At 28.9% G+C, this 21,283-nt stretch carries 20 protein-coding genes and 1 pseudogene; 7 read left to right on the plus strand and 14 right to left on the minus strand.

Annotated elements, in window-relative coordinates; translation table 11 throughout:
- Positions 1-150 precede the first annotated feature (150 nt).
- The 3 genes from aroC to JAO71_RS13070 are packed head-to-tail and all read left to right on the plus strand — an operon-like array spanning position 151 to position 3,743.
- A complete protein-coding gene (aroC, locus tag JAO71_RS13060) occupies positions 151-1,209 on the plus strand; it encodes a chorismate synthase (RefSeq protein WP_203001233.1) in 1,059 nt (352 codons plus the stop codon).
- Positions 1,210-1,260: 51 nt separating this feature from the next.
- Complete coding sequence (locus JAO71_RS13065) at positions 1,261-2,583, plus strand: dicarboxylate/amino acid:cation symporter (protein WP_028607825.1); 1,323 nt, start codon at positions 1,261-1,263, stop codon at positions 2,581-2,583.
- A gap of 8 nt (positions 2,584-2,591) precedes the next feature.
- A complete protein-coding gene (locus JAO71_RS13070) occupies positions 2,592-3,743 on the plus strand; it encodes a sulfurtransferase (protein ID WP_203001235.1) in 1,152 nt (383 codons plus the stop codon).
- An 8-nt stretch (positions 3,744-3,751) separates the two neighbouring features.
- Here JAO71_RS13070 and JAO71_RS13075 read toward each other — a convergent pair whose 3' ends face one another.
- Entirely contained in the window at positions 3,752-4,168 is a 417-nt protein-coding gene (locus JAO71_RS13075; protein ID WP_054850836.1) for a thiol-disulfide oxidoreductase DCC family protein, read from the minus strand.
- 40 nt (positions 4,169-4,208) lie between these two features.
- On the opposite strand from JAO71_RS13075, the gene JAO71_RS13080 reads away from it, so the two are divergent.
- Positions 4,209-4,667: an Mpo1 family 2-hydroxy fatty acid dioxygenase gene (locus JAO71_RS13080; RefSeq protein ID WP_203001237.1), complete on the plus strand. Its 459-nt coding sequence runs from the start codon at positions 4,209-4,211 to the stop codon at positions 4,665-4,667.
- Between the two features lie 137 nt (positions 4,668-4,804).
- On the opposite strand, the gene JAO71_RS13085 is transcribed toward JAO71_RS13080, so the two are convergent.
- From JAO71_RS13085 to JAO71_RS13115, 7 genes are all read right to left on the minus strand, one after another.
- Positions 4,805-6,982 (minus strand): endonuclease MutS2, encoded by a 2,178-nt coding sequence (locus JAO71_RS13085; RefSeq protein ID WP_203001239.1) that lies wholly within the window; start codon positions 6,980-6,982, stop codon positions 4,805-4,807.
- 111 nt (positions 6,983-7,093) lie between these two features.
- The gene (locus JAO71_RS13090; protein WP_203001323.1) at positions 7,094-7,312 is read right to left on the minus strand and encodes a hypothetical protein; all 219 of its coding nucleotides are present in this window, start codon (positions 7,310-7,312) and stop codon (positions 7,094-7,096) included.
- 64 nt (positions 7,313-7,376) lie between these two features.
- Positions 7,377-8,111, minus strand: coding sequence for a hypothetical protein (locus tag JAO71_RS13095; RefSeq protein WP_203001240.1), 735 nt, complete (start codon positions 8,109-8,111; stop codon positions 7,377-7,379).
- A 213-nt stretch (positions 8,112-8,324) separates the two neighbouring features.
- Complete coding sequence (locus JAO71_RS13100) at positions 8,325-9,116, minus strand: CPBP family intramembrane glutamic endopeptidase (RefSeq protein ID WP_203001242.1); 792 nt, start codon at positions 9,114-9,116, stop codon at positions 8,325-8,327.
- Between the two features lie 106 nt (positions 9,117-9,222).
- Positions 9,223-9,450, minus strand: coding sequence for a hypothetical protein (locus tag JAO71_RS13105; protein WP_028607830.1), 228 nt, complete (start codon positions 9,448-9,450; stop codon positions 9,223-9,225).
- On the minus strand, positions 9,425-9,658 hold the full coding sequence (locus JAO71_RS13110) for a hypothetical protein (RefSeq protein WP_203001244.1): 234 nt from the start codon (positions 9,656-9,658) through the stop codon (positions 9,425-9,427). The genes JAO71_RS13105 and JAO71_RS13110 overlap by 26 nt, the downstream gene beginning before the upstream one ends.
- A gap of 41 nt (positions 9,659-9,699) precedes the next feature.
- A complete protein-coding gene (locus JAO71_RS13115) occupies positions 9,700-9,993 on the minus strand; it encodes a hypothetical protein (protein WP_203001246.1) in 294 nt (97 codons plus the stop codon).
- Positions 9,994-10,324: 331 nt separating this feature from the next.
- On the opposite strand from JAO71_RS13115, the gene JAO71_RS13120 reads away from it, so the two are divergent.
- Positions 10,325-11,089 carry a hypothetical protein gene (locus tag JAO71_RS13120; RefSeq protein WP_203001248.1) on the plus strand — a complete coding sequence of 255 codons (765 nt, stop codon included), beginning with the start codon at positions 10,325-10,327 and terminating at the stop codon, positions 11,087-11,089.
- 1,009 nt (positions 11,090-12,098) lie between these two features.
- Here the strand turns inward: JAO71_RS13120 and JAO71_RS13125 are convergent.
- From JAO71_RS13125 to JAO71_RS13135, 3 genes are all read right to left on the minus strand, one after another.
- On the minus strand, positions 12,099-12,398 hold the full coding sequence (locus JAO71_RS13125) for a hypothetical protein (RefSeq protein WP_054850845.1): 300 nt from the start codon (positions 12,396-12,398) through the stop codon (positions 12,099-12,101).
- A 96-nt stretch (positions 12,399-12,494) separates the two neighbouring features.
- Positions 12,495-13,463 (minus strand): sodium-dependent bicarbonate transport family permease, encoded by a 969-nt coding sequence (locus JAO71_RS13130; RefSeq protein WP_054850846.1) that lies wholly within the window; start codon positions 13,461-13,463, stop codon positions 12,495-12,497.
- Positions 13,464-13,500: 37 nt separating this feature from the next.
- Positions 13,501-13,740: a hypothetical protein gene (locus tag JAO71_RS13135; protein WP_116822617.1), complete on the minus strand. Its 240-nt coding sequence runs from the start codon at positions 13,738-13,740 to the stop codon at positions 13,501-13,503.
- Positions 13,741-13,831: 91 nt separating this feature from the next.
- Here JAO71_RS13135 and JAO71_RS13140 point away from each other — a divergent pair, with 91 nt between their 5' ends.
- Together JAO71_RS13140 and JAO71_RS15985 are read left to right on the plus strand one after the other, a co-directional pair.
- Complete coding sequence (locus JAO71_RS13140; RefSeq protein ID WP_116822618.1) at positions 13,832-14,758, plus strand: LysR family transcriptional regulator; 927 nt, start codon at positions 13,832-13,834, stop codon at positions 14,756-14,758.
- A gap of 661 nt (positions 14,759-15,419) precedes the next feature.
- Positions 15,420-15,572, plus strand: a pseudogene (locus tag JAO71_RS15985) (IS110 family transposase); the annotation flags it as partial.
- 290 nt (positions 15,573-15,862) lie between these two features.
- Here JAO71_RS15985 and JAO71_RS13145 read toward each other — a convergent pair.
- The 3 genes from JAO71_RS13145 to JAO71_RS13155 form a co-directional block, all read right to left on the minus strand.
- Complete coding sequence (locus JAO71_RS13145) at positions 15,863-16,711, minus strand: hypothetical protein (RefSeq protein WP_203001250.1); 849 nt, start codon at positions 16,709-16,711, stop codon at positions 15,863-15,865.
- A gap of 410 nt (positions 16,712-17,121) precedes the next feature.
- The gene (locus JAO71_RS13150) at positions 17,122-17,979 is read right to left on the minus strand and encodes a hypothetical protein (protein WP_203001252.1); all 858 of its coding nucleotides are present in this window, start codon (positions 17,977-17,979) and stop codon (positions 17,122-17,124) included.
- A gap of 279 nt (positions 17,980-18,258) precedes the next feature.
- The gene (locus tag JAO71_RS13155) at positions 18,259-21,231 is read right to left on the minus strand and encodes a TrlF family AAA-like ATPase (protein ID WP_203001254.1); all 2,973 of its coding nucleotides are present in this window, start codon (positions 21,229-21,231) and stop codon (positions 18,259-18,261) included.
- Between the last annotated feature and the right edge of the window lie 52 nt (positions 21,232-21,283).

The raw sequence follows: 21,283 nt of genomic DNA on the forward strand, positions 1-21,283 counted from the left end.
ATTGGTTTCTATTGTTAATCAAACATTAATGCATAATTATCTAATTATAAGGTAATTGTTAAATTATCATTACCAGTTTTTTTAAGATGAAATTATTAACGTTTTGTTTGACTGTTATTTATGACTATTTTAGCGTAAATTAATTTATTTATGGCAGGTAATAGCTTCGGAAACTTATTTAAACTTACCACTTTTGGAGAGTCACATGGTATTGCAATTGGTGGTATTATTGACGGATGTCCTCCAGGAATCAAATTAGATTTACATGCCATACAAGCAGAAATGGATAGGCGTAAACCTGGTCAATCTGCTATTGTTACACAACGTAAAGAGCCAGATGAAGTTAAGTTTTTGTCAGGTGTTTTTGAAGGTGTTACAACAGGTACACCAATTGGTTTTGTTATAGAAAATGCCAATCAAAAGTCTAAAGATTACTCGCACATAAAAGATAGTTACAGGCCAAGTCATGCAGATTATGTGTATGATAAAAAGTATGGTTTTAGAGATTATCGTGGTGGTGGACGCAGTTCTGCACGTGAAACAGCTAGTCGTGTTGTTGCAGGAGCTATTGCAAAACAAATGCTTAACAATATAAAGATTAACGCATTTACATCCTCTGTTGGAGATATTTTTATAGATAAACCTTATCAAGATTTAGATTTTTCTAATACAGAAAGTAATGCTGTGCGTTGTCCAGATTCAGCTACAGCTGAAAAAATGATAGATCGTATTAAACAAATCCGTAAAGAAGGAGACACTATTGGTGGAACAGTAACTTGCGTATTACAAAATGTACCTATTGGATTAGGAGAACCTGTTTTTGATAAATTACATGCCGAATTAGGTAAAGCCATGTTATCTATTAATGCTGTAAAAGGTTTTGAATATGGAAGCGGATTTTGTGGTGCTAAAATGAAAGGTAGTGATCACAACGATCAATTTAATATTGATGGTACGACTAAAACTAATTTATCAGGAGGTATTCAAGGAGGTATTAGTAACGGAATGGATATCTATTTTAGAGTGGCTTTTAAACCTGTAGCGACTTTAATACAAAAATACGAGACCATTAATAAAGAGGGTGAAATTGTAGAAATGCAAGGTAAAGGTAGACATGACCCTTGCGTTGTACCAAGAGCTGTACCTATAGTTGAAGCCATGGCTGCATTGGTTTTAGCAGATTATTTTTTAATAAATAAGATTTACTAAACATACTTTTAATTACTAAACTAACAAACACTTAAGATTTACATAAAGCATATGAAAAAACTTGCACTACACTGGAAAATAATTATTGGAATGATTTTAGGAATCATTTTTGGATTTTTAATGAATAGCGTAAGTGGAGGTAAAGACTTTGTAACCGATTGGATTGCACCTTTTGGTAAAATATTTATCAATTTATTAAAGCTTATTGCAGTGCCTTTAATATTAGCCTCTTTAATTAAAGGAATTTCTGATTTAAAAGATATTTCTAAAATTAAATCTATGGGATTGCGTACCATTGGTATTTACATTGGTACTACCGTAATCGCAATTATAATTGGTTTAAGTATTGTAAATATTGTTAAACCAGGTGTGGGAATGCCTGAAGAGACCATTGAAAAAATAAAAACAACTTATCAAGGTAATGCAGATGTTATGATTGGTAAAGCAAAAGCGACTCAAGATGCTGGACCATTACAAGCTCTGGTAGATGTTTTTCCTAGTAATATTTTTAAATCTTTTGCAGAACCAGCAATGCTTCAAGTTATCTTTTTTGCTTTGTTTGTTGGAATTTGTTTATTGTTAATTTCAGAGAAAAAAGCAAAACCATTAATAGACTTTTTTGATTCTTTAAATGAAGTTGTAATGAAAATGGTAGATTTAATAATGCTTTTTGCACCTTATGCAGTATTTGCTTTAATGGCTAATGTTATTATAGCTTTTGACGATACGACCATTTTAGTCAAACTTTTAGGTTATGCAGCATGTGTAGTTGTTGGATTATTTTTAATGATATGTTTTTACATGTTGCTAATTAAATTAGTGACTAAAAAATCACCTTTATGGTTTTTAAACAGATTTAGTCCTGCGCAATTATTAGCGTTTTCTACTTCAAGTAGTGCTGCGACTTTACCAGTAACTATGGAACGTGTTGAAGAGCATTTAGGTGTTGATAAAGAAGTTTCAGGATTTGTTTTACCTGTTGGAGCTACTGTAAACATGGATGGAACTAGTTTATATCAAGGGATTGCAGCTGTTTTTATCATGCAAGTAATTTGGCCAGAGGGATTGACATTAACCAACCAATTAGTCATTGTTGGAACAGCTTTATTAGCCTCAATAGGTAGTGCAGCTGTACCAAGTGCAGGAATGGTAATGTTAGTTATTGTACTGGAAGCTATTGGTTTTCCAGCCGAATTATTACCAATTGGACTAGCGCTTATTTTTGCAGTAGATAGACCTTTAGATATGTGCAGAACTGTTGTTAACGTAACAGGTGACGCTACAGTGTCTATGTTAGTTGCTAAATCCTTAGGAAAACTTCATGATAATCCTGTACCAAAAGAATGGGATGATAATTACGATAAAGTAAAATAATCTAAACAATGGAAGGATTTGGTGACATAGTATCTGTAAACTGGTTAAAAGCTAATTTAAATCATCCGCAACTTATAATTTTGGATGCGACTATAGTTAAAGTCACAGAAGTGGAAAATACTACAACAGAATTACAAATACCAAATGCTCGTTATTTTGATATTAAAAAGGATTTTAGTGATGTGTCATCACAATTTCCTAGTACCATTCCCTCGGAACAACAATTTGAGCAATCTGCTCAACATTTAGGCATACAAAAAGACAGTTACATTGTTGTTTATGATACAAAGGGTATTTACTCTAGTCCTCGTGCTTGGTGGTTATTTAAAACTTTTGGACATGCTAATGTAGCAGTTTTGGATGGTGGTTTCCCAGAGTGGAATGCTCAAAAAGGTAAAACAGAAATTAAGGCTAAAGCCGAATATATGACTGGTAATTTTAAAGCAAAATATAATCCTAGTAATGTTGTGTATTTTGAATCTTTAGATGTTATAGGTAAAGACGAAAATTTTAAAATTATTGATGCCAGATCTACAGAAAGATTTACCTCTAAAGTACCAGAACCTAGAGTAGGATTAAGATCAGGACATATTCCAAATTCTATTAATTTACCTTACACCTCAATTTTAGAAGCAAGTCTATTTAAATCTAAAGATGATATCACAGCTATATTTAATACTTTAGCTAAAGCTAATCAACATTTAGTGTTTACTTGTGGATCTGGTATAACAGCATCTATATTAAGTTTAGCAGCAACCACATTAGGTTATACTAATAGTGTTTATGATGGCTCGTGGACAGAATACGGAACTTTAACCGCAACAACTATGGACAACCCTAAATTATGGACAAAAGAGCAATTGCTAGCTTATATTTTAATATTTGTAGCACATTCTGATTTAGACGAAAGCAAAAAGGAAAAAGAATACATTTTATCAAGAGTAGATACAACTGTTTATAAAAAGGTACACGAAAAATTTGAACAAGATAATGACTATCAAAGTATTCAAAATATAATTGAAGCTGTAAAATCTCATGATTACTATCGTAATGATTTAGCCGATTTGTTTGCCGATATAAAACTTATGGCATTTGCTGATGGAGATATGGACCAAATAGAACATATGGCCTATAATTTACTTAAAAAAGTATTAAAGTAAATTACGTTTTAATCTATAAACTTAGCTTTTAATTCAGGAGTAGGTATCATACAAGATTCTTTTTTACCATACCATTTATATCTGTTTTTTGCCACAAAATCATAGACTAGATTTCTTATAAAAGTTGGGACTATAAAAAATATAGTCATTAAATTATTAGGAAACCCTAGTCGTTTAGCAATGTGTAAAGCTGCTGTAGATTTAATTTTTAGTCCTTTAGCTTCATTGTATAATAAAATAGAATCTGTTGCAGTGGTGTCTAAATTATATTTATCAATAATCTGTTTACCAATGGTACTTTGTAAAGGTGCAAATAAAAAAGCATTGTTCTTATCGCGTTTAATAACGTAAAGTACAGAGCTGTTGCACAAATTACAAACACCATCAAAAAGAATTAAAGATTTGTCTTTTGGTAATTTTTGCATATCACAAAAATAAATTAATATATTTACATAAATCAATTTTATGAAAACTTTACAACAATGGTTTGACAGCTACGCAGTCAGTCACCAAAACCCAACTAATATTTCAATTCATTTTATTTGTGTTCCAGCTATATTTTTTAGTGTAGTGGGTTTATTTATGGCTATACCTTCAGGTGTATTAAGCACGTTTTTACCACATCCAATTATTGCTAATTGGGCATTTGTTGTTTTAGTAGTGATTTTAGTATTATTTTACTTTAGACTGTCTGTAAAAGTTGGGATACAAATGCTATTGTTTTCTGTATTTTGTTTGATACTTAATTATTACATTGGTCAATATATATCCATTTTATATTTCTCAATAGCGCTATTTGTTATTGCTTGGATTGGTCAATTTTATGGTCATAAAGTTGAAGGTCAAAAACCTAGTTTTATTGATGATTTACAGTTTTTATTAGTTGGACCTGCTTGGGTTATGTACAAGTTATTTGGTAAGTAATTAAATGTTAGTTTTATTACTTTAAAGCATATTAAGTTTTAGTGGTTTTCGATACAATTTGTTCGTGCCTCACCAATCCCTTAAAGTGAAGGTTTGGTGTTTTGAAAATTTATAATACTATTAATTACCTACTAGATTTACTTTTTGTTTTTAACAGCTTCAACTAGCTCTAAAAGGTCTACATTAACATTGGTAGTAAACATACCATAGTTTACAATAGCTTTTCCTTTTTCAAACTTATCAATTGTTCCAACAGCTCGTCCATCATTCATACGGACTCTATCTCCAACTTTTAAAATTGGTTTTGGTGCAACAGGTTTGTCTTTAGCTTTTTGTTTGGCTTCTTTTTTCTTTTTTCTAATAACATTAACTTTCTTCTCGGCTTCTTGTTGTACTTGCTTTTCTTTAGCTTTTTCAGCTTTAGCTTGTTTTGCCGATATCTTTTTACGCTTAGAGTTTTCAATCTGAACTAGTTTAAATAACTCAGCCATTAATTCTCTTTTTTTCTTGTCGTTAAAGTATTTTTCAGAGATATCATTTACTTTTTGACCTAAATAAATCAATCGTTGATTGTTATCATACAACTCTTGATAGTTTTCTAGTTTACGTTGTATTTTTGCGTTGATTTCTTCCAACTTATCAGCTTCGGTTTGTTTTTTCTTCTCATTAACCTTAAGTGATTCGCTAGTTTTTTCAAGCTTTGCACGTTGTTTTTGTAATTTAGCTATAGTGGCATCAAAACGTACTTTACTGCGTTCTATTTTCTTTTTAGAACGGTTTATCAAACTGTAAGGTATTCCGTTTTTTTGTGCAACTTCAAAAGTAAAGCTACTTCCGGCTTGACCTAATGCTAATTTGTACATTGGCTCCAAAGTACGCTCGTCAAACATCATGTTAGCGTTAATCATTTCCTCTTTTTCATTAGCTAACATTTTTAAATTAGCATAATGTGTGGTGATGATTCCGTAAGCTTTTCTGGCATAAAATTCTTCTAAAAAAGTTTCTGCTAAAGCACCACCTAATTCTGGGTCAGATCCTGTACCAAATTCATCTATTAAAAACAGTGTATTCTTGTTAATCTTTTTCAAGAAATAATTCATCTGTTTTAAACGGTAACTGTAGGTACTTAAGTGGTTTTCTATTGACTGGTTATCTCCAATGTCGCTTACAATTCTATCAAATAAAAAGGCTTTACTACGCTCATGTACTGGAATTAATAATCCAGATTGTAACATGACTTGTAATAAACCTACGGTTTTTAAAGTAATAGATTTTCCTCCTGCATTTGGACCAGAAATAACAATGATACGACTGTCTTCTTTTAGATTAATGGTTTGTGGATGCGTTTTTTCTTTTTTCTCTAGATTGGTTAAATAGAGTAGAGGATGGTAGGCATCACGCAGATATAGCTCACGTGTTTCGCTAATTTCTGGTAAAATAGCGTTCATGGATTTTGCGTATTTCGCTTTCGCGGAAATCACATCCACTTCGGTTAAAAAAGTTTGGTATAAATTAAGCAATGGTAGGTAGTGACGCATATAATTGGTCACTTCTTTTAAAATACGAACCACTTCTTCGCTTTCTTCGTATTCTAAATTATTTAATTCTCTGGAATGTTGTAGTGTGGTTTCAGGCTCTATATAAACAATGCTTCCGGTTTTACTTCCACCCATTATGGCACCTTTAACTTTACGTCTGTACATGGCTTTTACAGCCAATACACGTTTGTTATCTACTACAGACTCTCTGATATCATCTAAATATTCTAGATTGTGATATTGATTTAATGCCGAAGTAAAGCTAGAGTTTATTTTTCCTTTTAACCTGTTTATTTGTTGTCTAATATCTTTTAATAATGCTGAAGCAGTGTCTTTAACATCTCCAAATCGGTCTACAACACTATCAATTTTTTCAATGATATCTATAGTGACTTCAATTTTAGAACTGTATTGGTATAAACCAGGATAGTATGTTTCAAATTTTTTGAAAAACTTTACCAGTTCATTGGCTGTTAAGGATATCGAGACTAGTTTTTTTAAGCTGTGCGTTTCTAAATAGGTGTTTTCTATTTTTAGTAACTTAAGCTCTTTGCTAATCGTATCAAAACCATGGTTTGGTATGCGATTATCATTGTAGTAGGACGACAGATACTCGTTGGTTAATTGCAATGCATTTAACAACGTTTCTTGATCTTTATATGGTAAAATACTTAGTGTTTTCTCGTTTCCTAAAGTGGTAATACAATACTCGCTTACTTGGTGTAATACGGTTGAAAACTCTAAATCTTGTAATGTTTTTTCGTGAATGTTTATCATTTATAATAGTTTCCGTGACAACGGAACATCCTTAATTCTTTTAATTTATCTTTTTTAAGTACAACAAATTTACGGAATTGAATTGTTTATTTTAAATGAAAACTAAAGAGTTTAAAATTGTAAGATATTTACAGACTTTATGGCAAATAATAAAGCTACGGTTAAACCACCACTAATTAGTAATGCACCTTGCCAATAATACAATCTGGTCACCCAATTGGACCACATTTTTTTACTATAATCTTTTTTGTAATCTTTACTTGTTAGTTTATAAAACACAAACGTGATTAAAACAAATAGTAAAATGCCAAATATAACTGTAGCTTCCATAAGTAAGGTATTTATAGGTTAGTTTTTAAAAGATACAAATTTTTAAGGGAATAATCAATGTTTATTAATACTCATTACCTAGTAAATCAATATAACCTATTTTACCGTTTGCATCTGTGAATTTAGCAAGATTATATTTAAAGTTTTCTAACTGTTTAAATTTGACCTCTGTAATACCATATAAGCCTAGTAAATTGCCTTTTTTTACTTTTATAGCAAATGGATTGTTTAAATCAATTGAGTCGTAATATTTTATCGAATCTTTGTCTTTTATAGCTATGGTATTTTCTAATTTTAAAATTAAGACCGTTGGAAAATAGAAATTTTCATCGTAGTCAATTTCTTTTTTAGTATTGGCAAAGTAAATTTGTTTGATATTAGTTTTAGGAATGGTATCTACAATTGTTTTGGTAATACCATTATTATATACAGAATTATCCTTTGTAAACTCTACATAGTAATTGTTTTTATCTTCAGTAATTTTCCTTTTAAAATAGGCTACAGTACCACAAACTGTCATAATGCCCTCTTTAGGTGTTTCAATTTGTTTTAAAGTATTGTCATAGTAAATTATGTTGTTGCTTTTATCTAAAGTCTGTAAGCTTTGGCTGAAACCTGCGTAATTTACATATTTTAAATCCTGTACAATTATGTTGTTATTAGAATCTACAATAGTGTATGTTTTTTGAGTTGTATCTTGAAAAACTTGATAGTTATTTAAACTTAAAACAAGTGTTTTATCTTGACAATAAGCAGTTATACTACATGAAATTAGAATAAAGGTTAATAATTTTTTCATTTTAAAAGAATTGTTTTTTTTGAGTAAAGTTATCTTTATTATCCGTTTTTTTAGATTAAACTGAATTTATTTAAAATATTTAAATTCAGTTTTAATATTTTGTTTTTAAGGATTCTTTTTGTTTCAAATTTTAAGAATTAAGAACTCTTGAAATGTATATCAAACGTTTTTTATAATAGTCTTAAAATTAGTTTGAAATACTAAAAGGATAGTTTATAATTTTTGGTTTTGATGTATTAAAGGTTGTTTTTTCATTAAAAAGACAGCATATAATAAACAAGGAAAAGCAAGTAAAGTAATAATTATAGCAGTTTCAAGAGTTGTTGGATCGCTTATTTTTTCTGTTATTGGCATGCCAACGGTGTCCAAATCTGCAACAAAATCTATTATAGTGTGTACTAAAATTAATGGATATATTCTTTTTGTAATGACTAATAAAACACCAAACATTACACCAATAAAAGTAGCAAAACAAACTTGAGACATCTCGCCATAAAACCCTTTGTCAAAATTTATAAGGTGAATAACTCCAAAAAATGCAGACGCTATAAAGATAGATATAACGATGCTTTTTTTAGTCTGTCCAAAGTAGTTTATTAAATGCGATTGCATAAATCCTCTAATACTTAATTCTTCTGCAAACCCAATAGACATAGAATAGATTGTATAAATTACAATATTAGAATATAAAGTGTCTGTATTTATAGGATCTATGACTAATATGTTGAGAACAACCAAAAATATAAGCGGAAATACTAAAAGGTACCACTTTTTTAGTGTGGTACCTTTTAGTCCTGCAATGGTGTAAAGCCCGTTTTTATTAATAAAAAATAAAGACACTAGTATTAATATCAGGTTTGCGCTAATGCTTAATATTGTATGTGTTTGGTAAGATTCAATTCTGTTGTTAATTAATTGGTATGAAATATACTCTCTTGTTATTAAAATAAGTAGTAGTATAATTATAAATAAGGTAAGTTGCTTCCAGAATTGTTTTGTGTCCATGATAAACTTGTTTAGAGTGTTTTATTTAATAGACGCAAATTTTAGTAAAATGGTTGCTTGATGTTTGTTTTATTTTGTTGTTTATTAATGTTTTAAGTGTTAGTTTTTATTTACGTAATTCTTTTTTAGTCATTTCTGGTTTATATTTTTTTCCGTCTTTATTAAAGTTCCAAACGTTTGAAACTTCGCGTAAATCAGGTAAATCCATTTGTCCTGAGTTAACTTTTTGTTTTACAATCCTACGTAATTTTCGGTTAGCCTCCGTTTTATTGTCTTTTTCAGATTTAGCAGTAGTTATTGCTTGTATTTTAGTTTTCTTTTTTGATCGACTCATAGCATTGTTCCTTTATAAACTTGAATTGATGTTGCTTAACCTTTTTTAGTAATCCTTCTAAATTACCAATGCAGCTTTCAATATCGTTTTTATTTGGGCTATCCCATCTTACAAGTAAATCTCCAGACAAGTATTTTCCGTTGTCGTCTGTTATTGGGATTACAATTCCAAATTCATTATTATATTCAACACAATCTCCAATTTTCATTTCTTTTCATGTTTTTACCTGGTTTAATTTGGGTAAAATAGTTATTTACTTTCTATTTTGATTGGTTTTTTATCTAAAGAATAATTTTTCAAAATTTCTTTAGCCTTGTTTTCATTAAGTAATTTTAAATCAGCTTTGTTTATCGCTTCTTTTTCAGACATCATAGAACGCATTAAAATTAATCTAAAGGCTTCTTTTTTTACTTCAAGCTTTTGATGTTCTACGTTTTCTAAGGTAAATACTTTAAAGACTTTTGCCATATTTAACCATATAGAAATTTCATTATCGGGATTTTGGTCTCTTTTAAAGTTAGAAATGGTTTCTTCAAGAGACATTGGATACACTTCAATAAACGTCTGATGTATATTTTTAATTTGGTCTAATTGTTTTTTACTTAACGAGTCATTAACTATTGGTCCAGGTATTAAATCTTCAATATTTGTAACCTTGATGTAATTGTTAGATTTTGTGTTTCTTTACAAGAGAACAAACAAGCAGTTATTATAATTATTAAGGTGATTTTTCTCATAAGTTATGTCTTGTTTAATAGCAACGATTTAGAATATGGTTATTGTGTTTTATAGGTTTTAAATTTAGTTATCTTATTTAATAAGCTATTTTATTTTAACATTTATTATATTTGAGAACAACCAAAATTTATATAATATGTTTTTAAAAAAATCAATTTTAATTCCCTTAATTTTTTCAATCTTTATTACTTCAATATCGTCATGTAACTCAGATGATTCAACCGATTCTGGCATGTCTTCAGGTTGTGATGGTACACAAGCCTCTTTTTTTATAGAGGAAAACGGTGTTTTGGATATCGAATTTGAGAAGACCAATTTTCAAAATACTAATTGGAGTTTTCAGCAAAGTATTGAAGACGCTTCTGGCGATGGATATTTAGTATGGACAGGAGATACTTTTTTGGGGAATCCTGGAAATGGACTTTTAACTTATAACATTAGAATAACAACACCAGGAACTTATAGATTTATTTGGCGATCATATATTACCATTGGTGACCAAGGATCAGAGCATAATGACAGTTGGTTACGCATACCTGATGCAGATCACTTTTATGGAATGAAAAACGATGGCCATATTGTTTATCCAAAAGAAACAACTCTAGATCCTATTCCTGAAAGTGCAGGTCAAACCTCTACATTACCAAACGGACCAGGAAGAGATGGATGGTTTAAAGCTTATATGAATACTCAAAATACTTGGAAATGGAATACAAAAACAAGCGATAATGATGCACACAATATTTATGTAGTTTTTGATACGCCTGGAGATTATACCATTGAGGTTTCGGGACGATCTACAGGTCATGCTATTGACAGATTTGTATTATTTACAGAAGACAATTTAGAATCTGAAATTACAGGTGAGAATGCTATAAATAGTAATTTTATTTGCGAATAAATTAAAGCTACAACGCAAAAATACTAAAGGTGCTAAAGTTTTTTTTAGCACCTTTTTTTATTGACTACATTTTATATTACCGTTGCGTTATTAGTTACGGTTAATTTGTAATCTAGTTTTGGCTTTGAAGCTATTAGATTTTTTTGTTTAAACTATTATAGAATCTTCTAGGTATTCAAGAATATTATTAACACCAATTGGAGTTTTCAAACCGCTACTATTAAGACCCATTGCTATATTTTTATAAACTTGTATTTCTGTAATAATTACCAGTTGGTTAAACCCTTTTAACGTTTCACAATTAATAATCGTTTTTATTTTTGAAAATATTTTTGATTGTTTTTCTTGAAATAGGGAGGCTTTACTAACCTTTAATATTTTTTCTACTTTATTATAATCTTTTGCATTAAGTGCTTCGTTTGCAGTTTTTTATTTCTAAAAATAATGGGTAGTATAAGTGTCGCAAAAGGTTATTGTGTATAAACTGCTTGGTTTTATATTAGGGTTAGTTATTACTGTCTCTCTATAATCATACTATAAGCATGCTATAAGTATGTTATAACCATGCTATAACCACGCTATAACCTTTGTTAGGTTTTAGTTTAACTATTTGTTTTTTAGGTGTTTATGTTGATTTTTGATTTTATGGTAAAATAGACTAAAATTACCCCTTGTTATTTGGATTATAAATGGTAATTGTTTTGTTATTTTTATGCAGTTATAATACTTGTAAATTGAAGACGTTTTACAAAGCTTTTATAGTCAATTACTCACCAAAGGAAAGCGAAAAAGTAAGCTTTAGTAGTTTGTGAAACAGTATTAAAAGAGGCTATTGTTATTGCAAAATGAGAACTAATTTAGAATCATTAGTACAGAAGTATTTTATTTAAAACATTAGTGAGTTTTTTTTAGTGCTATTTTAGTCCTTTTATTTATAACTAAAAAAAAAATCTACTAATCATTATACAATATTTATATAATGGTTAGTAGGATTTTTTTATGCGAAAATTTATTCTTCTATGTCAATTTGAATAACACTACGCATTTTTAACTTTTTACCTTGTAATCGTGCTTGTGCAAAAAAATCTTTAGCGATTTGTTGTTCATTGATAAGCTCATTTATTCTACTACTGTCATATTCGCAAGGATCAATATTATTACCTTCTGTAATTGAAAGTCGTTGTATTTTATGAAAATTTATTTTTGCGTCTAATATAGATTTGATTATGTCCGAAGCTTCTGATGGTGTAAATTTACCATCAATTAAATCTATTTTTTGTTTTGTTTTAGGTTGTACTAATGTTTCCATGATGTTATAATTGTTTTATTGTGTTGTTATTGCAAAGTTGCGTAATTAATTGTATTGATTTTTATTTATATATTTTATACTATTTATTAATTTTATTTATGATATGTTTATGATACATAAATAAAGAGGCATCCCTAATGTGATATTAAAAGGGAATGTAATAGCAAGCGCCATAGGTATGTATAAACTTGGATTGGCTTTTGGTGCAGCAATTTTCATTGCTGCTGGTACAGCAATGTAGGAGGCGCTAGCTGCAAGTATGGCAAACAGTAATCTGTTACCTGTGCTTTCTGTTATTATTCCACTGCTTACGGCAACTAAACTTCCATTTATAACAGGTATTATAATAGCAAATACTAGAGCAAACCATCCTTTTTTAATAAAGTCCGATAATTTTCTACCGCTTGTGATACCCATGTCTAAGAGGAAAACAGCTAGAAACCCTTTAAAAATGTCTGTAGTAAATGGTTTAATTCCTTCAGCTTGTGCTTCACTAGCCATAAAACCTATAAAAAGACTTCCAATAATAATTAACACACTACCGTTGGTCAGTGCATGATGGATTACTTTTTTCATTGGTACTGTTTTTTCGTCTTTTTTACTTTTCTTGAAATAAGTCATTAGTAAAAGTCCTACCATAATTGATGGTGCTTCCATCAGTGCCATAACTGCTACCATGTGTCCACTAAAGGCGATTTGCTCTAATTCTAAAAAAGAGATTGTAGTCACAAATGTTACTGCGCTTACAGATCCGTAAGCAGCAGCAATCGCACCTGCGTTTTCTACATTAAATTTTCTTCTTAAAATAAAATAGGTGTAAACAGGAACTAAAATAGCTAACAGTATTCCGAAGAGCAATGACCATAGTATTTCCATAGAGAAATCACTGTGAGCAAGTTCTTGACCGCCTTTAAAACCAATGGCTAATAGTAGGTAAAGTGAAATAAATTTTGAGGAGTTTTCTGGGATACTTAAATCGCTTTTTAACTGGACTGCTATGATTCCTAAAAAGAAAAAAAGTAAAGCAGGGTTAGTTAAATTGTCCAATAATAAATGTAAATCCATTTAATTTAGCGTTTGTTTAGTGAGTTTAATTTTTAACCTAATAGTTTGATACATTGTGAATAAAAAAGACTATGGATAATATTACTCCAGAAACTACTAGCTCACTAAGCATTAAATTATCGTTACTAGTAGACATGAAAATAAGTCCAGAAAAAGCAATAACAAAAGCAATCACTTTTACAAATAGAGTTGCCTCTTTTGTTGTTGGTTTAGCATATGTAGCTAGTTTATTTTTTGATTTACTGTTGTTATTTTTTCTAATTACAAAATCGCTCATAATTTTAAAGTTTTAATTATTTGTGCAAAGATTACAAGTATTATTTATTTATTTTTATTTATTTTTATTATGAATTACATAAGAAATATTTATGAAGTATACTTTGCATCAACTAGAAATATTCCATAAGGTCAGTGAACTCCAAAGTGTTACTAAAGCATCAGAGGAATTATTTTTAACGCAACCAGCTGTATCTATCCAGTTAAAAAATTTTCAGGATCAATTTCAAATACCATTATTTGAGGTAGTTGGAAGAAAAATTTACATTACTGAGTTTGGAGAAGAAATAAAGCTTGCAGCAGAAAAAATCTTAAAAGAAGTGAATGCTATTAATTATAAAGCATTGTCTTTTCAGGGTGAATTGGCTGGGAAATTTAAAATTGCAATTGTATCTACTGCTAAATATGTGATGCCTTATTTTTTGACTAATTTTATCAATAAGCATAAAGGTGTCGATTTATTAATGGATGTAACCAATAAAGCTGACGTAGTACGTTCATTAGAAAATAATGAAATTGATTTTGCAATGGTGTCTACAATACCGAAGCATTTAAAAATTAATCGTATTCAGTTAATGGACAATAGACTTTACTTAGTAGGAGGTAAGCAATACAAACCAACCGGAAAGAATATTAGTAGAAAAGAATTTGAGAAACTACCTCTTATTTTTAGAGAGCAAGGATCTGCAACTAGAAATCAAATGGAGTATTTTTTAGTATCCAATAAAATTTCTACTTATAAGAAAATGGAATTAAAGTCAAATGAAGCTTTAAAACAGGCAATAATTGCAGGGTTGGGTTATTCGATAATGCCATTAATTGGTATTAAAAACGAACTTAAAAATGGCGATTTACAGATAATTCCAGTTAAAAAATTACCTATGAAAACGGAATGGAATTTAATATGGTTAAGTTCTAAAAACTTATCTTCAATTGCTAAAAGTTTTATTGAAAATATTAATGAAAACAAAGACGAGATTATGAAAATCCACTTCAATTGGTTTGATGATTACCTTTAGTTATTCAAATAATAAGCTTTAAACAAAACAAAAATGTTTAGTTTGTATTATACTTAAAAGGTTGATCCTTTTTGGGTAATATTTTGAACTTGTCCAATTGTTACATCGTAGGCTCAGGTAAATTTACATTATTTTTTTGAGGGTCTGTATTTGATATTTAGATTTTAATGTACTTGGGTAAGTTTTGTTAATTAGAGGGTAAAATGTGTTTGTAAATGTTTGTAACTATAGACTGTTTGCTTAATTCTTTTTTGTGTGTGATCTCTGCTCTTAATGGTTTGTTTTAAGCCATACTTGTATTTAAACGTTTTATTTATTGGTTTAGTAATCGTGTTTTAATAAGGATTGTATTGTTTGGTGATACATATTGTGATGTTGTTCTCTTTAGTAAAAATTGGGTACTTAGGCTACTGAAATATACTAGCCTTAACGCTATATACTTAAACTTCTTGGTTTTGTATTTGGGTTAGTTATTACTGACTCTCTATAATCATACTATAAGCATGCTATAAGTGCGTTATAACCATGCTATAACCACGCTATAACCTATGTCGAAACATATGTTAACTATTTGTTTTACAGGTGTTTGTGTGAAGATTGGGTTTTGTGGTAAAATAAGTAGGAATTATCCCATGAAATTGGGATTTAAATGGTATTAATTTTATTATTTGTGTGCAGTTTTAATGCTTGCAAATATAACCAAGATTGCATAGCAATACTTTGATGATTAGTAGCTAAAGGGAAGCGTAAAAAATTAGCGTTAATAGCTGTTAGTAATAGCCAATTAAAACAAGCTTTTGCAATAGCAAAATAAGGACTAGCTTATGATACTAATTATATAAGTGCTTTAGTTAAACATTAGTTAGTTTTTACTTGTTTTTTACCACAGTACTTTGTTGGCAAATCGTTTTTATTCCAGTATTTTTTTTAAACAACTATATTATTTTTGTTTATTGTTACCATACTAAATAATTCTATCACTTTGTCGTTTATCCCATCAAAAGTAGGCACTTCAATATTTACTCAAATGCTTAAATGGTAGAAGCAGTTGAGGATATTTTTTTGATAATACATAAACGACAAAGTGTTAGACCTTGTTAACCGTTATTTACAAATATCTAAATAAGCGTATGCATCATCATAGTTATGATTACCTCTATGTACTGTTTTGAATTCTGTAACAAAAGAAGGTATACCACCAGAAACTTCAAAATTTACTTGAGAAACTTCACGTGCTTGATATTTATAATTTCCTCCAAGGGTACGAGAATTTTGATTTATATTATCACAAGTTAAGTATTTGAATGTATAGTTACCAAAAATACTCAATTTCCAAGGGATTCTAGAAACCCAATGCCCAAGCCAGTTTTTTTCATAATGTCTAGTTTTACCGCCTACCATTAGAAATACCATTCCCCAAAAATTGAAGCCATTAACCCAAATTGTAGATTTAATTTTCCAGTTCGGATTATTTTGGTAAGCTTTCCAATTCACTCTTTGATGAATGAACCAACAACAGCTTTTTTTTGCAGATTCAGGAGTAAGATCAGTTATTTCCTTTGACTTGCTTTCAACCTCAAACATTCCTTTTTTTGTAATTCTTACAATTTTTCCAGAAACCATTACTTCCTCATCCTCATTAAGTACTGTTTGAACATAAGGGTCTGGATTATATTTTAATTCAGGATCATTTTTTTCAGTGATGCCTTCTTTTTCCTCCATTGAAGCAACTTCTCCAGCAATTTTATTTCTTAAAGAGTAAAAACCATTGAAATGATTTTCAAATTTTTGAAAGATTTTTACTTCATTAATCTCTGGGCAATCCTGATTTGCCTTAGCGATACTCTGTAAAGTACTCATAAAAGATATTGGATCAGGAAATACAAGCATCTTTCCGTTGTATTTAACATTTTGCCCATTTGGATCAAATTTTTCTAGTTTTTCATTTTTCATAATATTAGATTTTAAATTTGCTTACTCTATTCACTTTTTAACTTCCGTGTTTAATCTGATTCAAAATTCTATTTAATTTCTATAGTTATAAAGAGGTACTTTATTAACTGTTAGTTTAGAATTATTAAATGTAATTCTCAATCGATGAAACAAAATTGGTTTATTTTAAACAAATAGAATAGAGGTGATTAGCCCAAGTTTTAAGGGCTCTTTAACCTAATATTTTTTAAAAGACTGTTTAGTATTTGTTTTTGGAAATAGCTGTTACTATTTTATAACGTATTTGTATATGGTTTGTTTTGTGGTTAACCGAGTAATTTAGCAAATAAATGACAGATAGAAAGTCTGCTAGGACTTTAGTAAGTAGGCTATAACTAGCAATGAATTATATACATCTTGTGTGTTCGTTTTTATTCCGATTTATACATATTTCTATAATGTTCAACATGATGAGGGAATTCTTCTTCATAAAATGGGTAGCCTATTCCCAGAATTGAGATTTCATATCCTTCATCTTTCATTCCAGTAATTGTATTTCCGGCAACTCCTTTTATTTCAAATCCATCTTGTCTAAATACTTTTAATTCTGATATCACTTGAGTATCGATAAATTCGAATTCTGGGTCGTCAGTATTTATTACAATATTATTTTTTAAGCAGTATTCTTTAATGAATTGGTATGGCGTTTCTATTCCGTTGAATTTAATTTGTCCAAATGCAACACCCATTGGTGCATCTGCTTTTTCTAGTTTAGAAGTTCCGATTTCTTTGCCTCCTAAAACTATATTATAGTTTGTTTTGCAATTGTTTAGTACTTTTTCGTTGTAAAAATCCAAATAATAATTAGAAGCAAGACATTCAAAAGTTTCGTCTTTAAAAAAGAAAATAAAATGTTTTTTGTCAGAATTGCTAGTTTGAATTTTCTCAATTGGATTCGGTAACTCTTTATTTAATCCGCTTTTAATTTCATAGAATTCTCCCCAAGGTAATTCGTTGTGGTTTGTTCTATATTGTCCATAAAAATACCCTTCGTCATTACAAGTATTCAGAGAATATTGAGCACAGTTTTTAAATCGGATTTTAACTTTGTCTCCTTTCTGGTATTTGTTGAATTGAAAATGATTAAGATAAATATCCATTGTTAAGTCAATTCCGTCTACTTTTAATTCAATTTCGGGTGAAACTGGGTCAGCGTTCCAATCCTTAGTTAATTGGATATAATCAATTTTTAGAGTTGGAATTCTCTCTGTTTTTTTTGTTCCAAACATTTTATTTAACCAACTCAATTTCTTTTGTTTTAGGGTTTCTTAAATGGCGCACAACTAGTTACATATTTACTTTTATTACTAATATCCTGTAAGTTAAACAGGTTATTAAAACGTGTAAAGTCATGAATTGCGAAGTTAATTATATTTATTACTATATCTGTACGTAGCGATGTGGTTATTAAAATAGGCTTTTGCAATAGCAAAATTAGGAATAAGATATGCCGATTTTTACAGTACTACTTTAGTAAAGCATTAGTTAGTTTTTACCATAGTACTTTGTTAGGCAATGTTATTTTTAAATCTGTATTTCTTTTCTCTTGATATAAATGCTGATTTACCACCTTCTACAATATCTGCAACGTGTTCTCTGATTCCCATTGATTTTAATAAATTTTTTTCAGAGTCAATTTTATTAAATGTATTTTCTAAAGCTCCATTTATATAATCAAATTTATATGGGCTAGATGATTCGGTTTCATTTTGTCCTTTTTGATTAGCAACAATTATATTTTCTGAGTCTGAATTCACAACTATATTTGCATTGTGAGTGACTATTATTATTTGCCTTTCTAGTTTTTTGTTTTTTAGGTAATGAACTAAATCAGATGTTATTGATCTATTATCTAAATTATCTTCAGGTTGATCAATTAGGATTGGTGATTTAGACTTACTTAACCCAATGATTAGCATGAGAATTACGAAACTAGCTTTTCCTGTTGACATTTCTCCTAATTTATCATTTTTGTAAATTATCTTCCAATAATCATAAAAGTAATCCTCTAATAAAGTCTTAATTGCTTGTTTTTTAGAAAATCTTTGTAAAATTAAATATTTGTCATCAAGAATATCACAAAAGATATTTTCTACTTCTTTTTTTATTTCGGAAAAATCGGTTTTGTCTGTCGATTTTTTTAGAGAATCCAAAATAGAATAATTATTGTAAGATGCTTTACGACCATCACTTAATCCTATTATGTTTTTACTAAATTTTTTAAAATTGAATTGTGCAATTCCATCTATTTTTAAACCATCTCTTTCTAATTGTTGAGTTCTATTTTCTAATCCAGATATTATTTCTGTATATTCATTATATGATTTTTCATACAATGAAAAAATAATTCTTTTAGTTGATTCTAAACTTTTTTTCTTCTCAATTATTTTATCATTTAAAGAAGTTATATCAATAAGTAATTTTTTGTCTGTTGATATTGAGTTGTTTAAAACTTCAATTTTCTTTTTAATTTCATCATTTTGTTGAAAAGGTTCAAGCTCTTTATTTAATAGATTTTTTTCTTTAGTTAAAGATGTTAAGTTGGTTTTTAAGACATTATCATTTTTAAATTGTCTTTTTCCAGATTCATCAGTTTCTATTTCGATTTTACTTAAAGAACTTGAAATTAATGTGCTAAGTTCATTTATAGGAGATAATTCACCTTCGTAATGTTTTTTTATCTCTGTGGTCTTAATATTTTCTATGAACTCAATTTTACTATCTAAAAGATCCTGACTTAGTTTATTAATTTGACTTAATGTATTCTGTATATAAGTTAAATCTTCTTTAAAATTATTTTGCTTAATATCAAATGCATCTAATTTTACTTGAACTTCTTTGTATTTTGCTAATTGTTCTTCAGTTAACCCCGATTCTTTATTTAATTTTTCTACTTGTTCTGTATTAGATAAAATATTTTTTTCTAAAACCTCCTTATTGGATTTAGTTTTTAATTCTGTTTCTAGTTTTAAAATTTCATCTAAGAATTCAAAATACTTATCAATTAAAGCTTCTCTTTGTTTGTCTTTTTCTTTAACGTTTTTAATAAATTGGTCATACTTTAGTTTAGATTCGGAATCTTCATTTATTAAATCTCGAACTAATTTATTTAAAGATTTCCCTTTTTTATTAACTTCAGGCTCAGCAAGTTTTACTAGATAATTTTGCGGAATATATTTTATATCTGGAATAATAGAGTTTTCACTGAAGTCTCTAAACATTTTTTGACTAATTCCACTTTTTGTAGTTATTTCAAAATTAAACTCAGAATCAATTGCTTTAAGATCGTATTTCTCATTACCAGTTTCGTTTCTTAAAATTGAATCTTCAGGTAGTAGTGTTTTTGCTATTGAGTATAATAATATTGATTTACCAGAAGATTTTCCACCAATTATTACATTAAGATTTGGATTTAAGTGTATTAAGTTTTGGGTAAAAATATTGTTTGTAGAATCAAATTTTACACTATTAATAATTACTTTATCTTCTTTGAAATCAGGTTTTTCACTCTGTATTTTAACCCTTTGTTCTGGTTCATAACATATTTGTCTTAAACCTTCAAAAGTTAAAGAAGATTTTACCCAAGTAAATTTACTAAATAAAGTACTTTCAGTGTGTGAATCACAACCTACTATACAAGCTTTTAACGAACCTCTTTGCTTAATGACTTCAGAAACCTCTTTTCTATATATCTCTTCAGTATAGTCAGGTGTCCCTTCAAGTCTTTTACCTAAAAAATATTTTACATCTTTTTTGTTTGTAGAGAAGATTGAATGAGAAAGTCCATAAATAGATTTTCTTAACCCGTCTAAAGCACCTCCTTCATTTTCAAATAAGTCATAATGTTTTTGGATTGCAGAAGCACCATCGTTATTAGAATTACTAACAACGAATAGACAGTTGTCTTTAAAATTAACATTATTGTCTACTATTTTTTTTAAAGATTTTAAATCTATAATATAATTATCTACACCTTTTTTGTAAAGGGCATTTTCATCGATTATAGAATCGTTTAAGCTTCTGCCATATTCAGTTAATCCGTGACGATTCATTTTATGATTATCTTGATTTTCTATATGAGCAAAAAAATCATTTTCTAAATGTTTAACATAATCAGGATTGAATAAACAATGTATGTTTATTAATCGTGCTCTGTCAGTAGATGGGAGCATTCTTAATTCTACATTTGGAAATAAAAAAATACTTTTAATAAATGTTATTTCATCTTCTGAAAATAGTTTTGATTTATCATTATTTAATTTATTTTCAATATCATCAACATAGCTTACTGCTTCTAGGTATTTTTCAATTGAGAAATAGTCTGTAATTCCAATGGCATTTATCTTATTTTCGTATGCTTTTTTAAAAAATACATAAAAAAAAGTGTCAATAGATGCTGATTTAAATTGGTCGTTTTTATTTGTTCCCTTAGTATGAACGTGGAAGTTCCATTTATTCCATTCAGAGCCTTTATTTATCATTATTTATTTTTTTATAGCAGTTTTTTTAATATTGCCTAACGGTCTTGTATAT

It is taken from the genome of Olleya sediminilitoris (genome assembly GCF_016785945.1).
In the GTDB taxonomy this organism is placed as follows: Bacteria; Bacteroidota; Bacteroidia; order Flavobacteriales; family Flavobacteriaceae; genus Olleya; species Olleya sediminilitoris.

Excerpts from the sequence above, each read along its gene's own strand:
- JAO71_RS13080 (WP_203001237.1), top strand. The coding sequence starts at position 4,209 with ATGAAAACTTTACAACAATGGTTTGACAGCTACGCAGTCAGTCACCAA.
- JAO71_RS13140 (WP_116822618.1), top strand. The coding sequence starts at position 13,832 with ATGAAGTATACTTTGCATCAACTAGAAATATTCCATAAGGTCAGTGAA.
- JAO71_RS13075 (WP_054850836.1), bottom strand. The coding sequence starts at position 4,168 with ATGCAAAAATTACCAAAAGACAAATCTTTAATTCTTTTTGATGGTGTT.
- JAO71_RS13135 (WP_116822617.1), bottom strand. The coding sequence starts at position 13,740 with ATGAGCGATTTTGTAATTAGAAAAAATAACAACAGTAAATCAAAAAAT.
- JAO71_RS13155 (WP_203001254.1), bottom strand. The coding sequence starts at position 21,231 with ATGATAAATAAAGGCTCTGAATGGAATAAATGGAACTTCCACGTTCAT.
- JAO71_RS13125 (WP_054850845.1), bottom strand. The coding sequence starts at position 12,398 with ATGGAAACATTAGTACAACCTAAAACAAAACAAAAAATAGATTTAATT.
- aroC (WP_203001233.1), top strand. The coding sequence starts at position 151 with ATGGCAGGTAATAGCTTCGGAAACTTATTTAAACTTACCACTTTTGGA.
- JAO71_RS13110 (WP_203001244.1), bottom strand. The coding sequence starts at position 9,658 with ATGAAAATTGGAGATTGTGTTGAATATAATAATGAATTTGGAATTGTA.
- JAO71_RS13150 (WP_203001252.1), bottom strand. The coding sequence starts at position 17,979 with ATGTTTGGAACAAAAAAAACAGAGAGAATTCCAACTCTAAAAATTGAT.
- JAO71_RS13105 (WP_028607830.1), bottom strand. The coding sequence starts at position 9,450 with ATGAGTCGATCAAAAAAGAAAACTAAAATACAAGCAATAACTACTGCT.
- JAO71_RS13145 (WP_203001250.1), bottom strand. The coding sequence starts at position 16,711 with ATGAAAAATGAAAAACTAGAAAAATTTGATCCAAATGGGCAAAATGTT.
- JAO71_RS13130 (WP_054850846.1), bottom strand. The coding sequence starts at position 13,463 with ATGGATTTACATTTATTATTGGACAATTTAACTAACCCTGCTTTACTT.
- JAO71_RS13095 (WP_203001240.1), bottom strand. The coding sequence starts at position 8,111 with ATGAAAAAATTATTAACCTTTATTCTAATTTCATGTAGTATAACTGCT.
- JAO71_RS13090 (WP_203001323.1), bottom strand. The coding sequence starts at position 7,312 with ATGGAAGCTACAGTTATATTTGGCATTTTACTATTTGTTTTAATCACG.
- JAO71_RS13115 (WP_203001246.1), bottom strand. The coding sequence starts at position 9,993 with ATGTCTCTTGAAGAAACCATTTCTAACTTTAAAAGAGACCAAAATCCC.
- JAO71_RS13070 (WP_203001235.1), top strand. The coding sequence starts at position 2,592 with ATGGAAGGATTTGGTGACATAGTATCTGTAAACTGGTTAAAAGCTAAT.
- JAO71_RS13120 (WP_203001248.1), top strand. The coding sequence starts at position 10,325 with ATGTTTTTAAAAAAATCAATTTTAATTCCCTTAATTTTTTCAATCTTT.
- JAO71_RS13100 (WP_203001242.1), bottom strand. The coding sequence starts at position 9,116 with ATGGACACAAAACAATTCTGGAAGCAACTTACCTTATTTATAATTATA.
- JAO71_RS13085 (WP_203001239.1), bottom strand. The coding sequence starts at position 6,982 with ATGATAAACATTCACGAAAAAACATTACAAGATTTAGAGTTTTCAACC.
- JAO71_RS13065 (WP_028607825.1), top strand. The coding sequence starts at position 1,261 with ATGAAAAAACTTGCACTACACTGGAAAATAATTATTGGAATGATTTTA.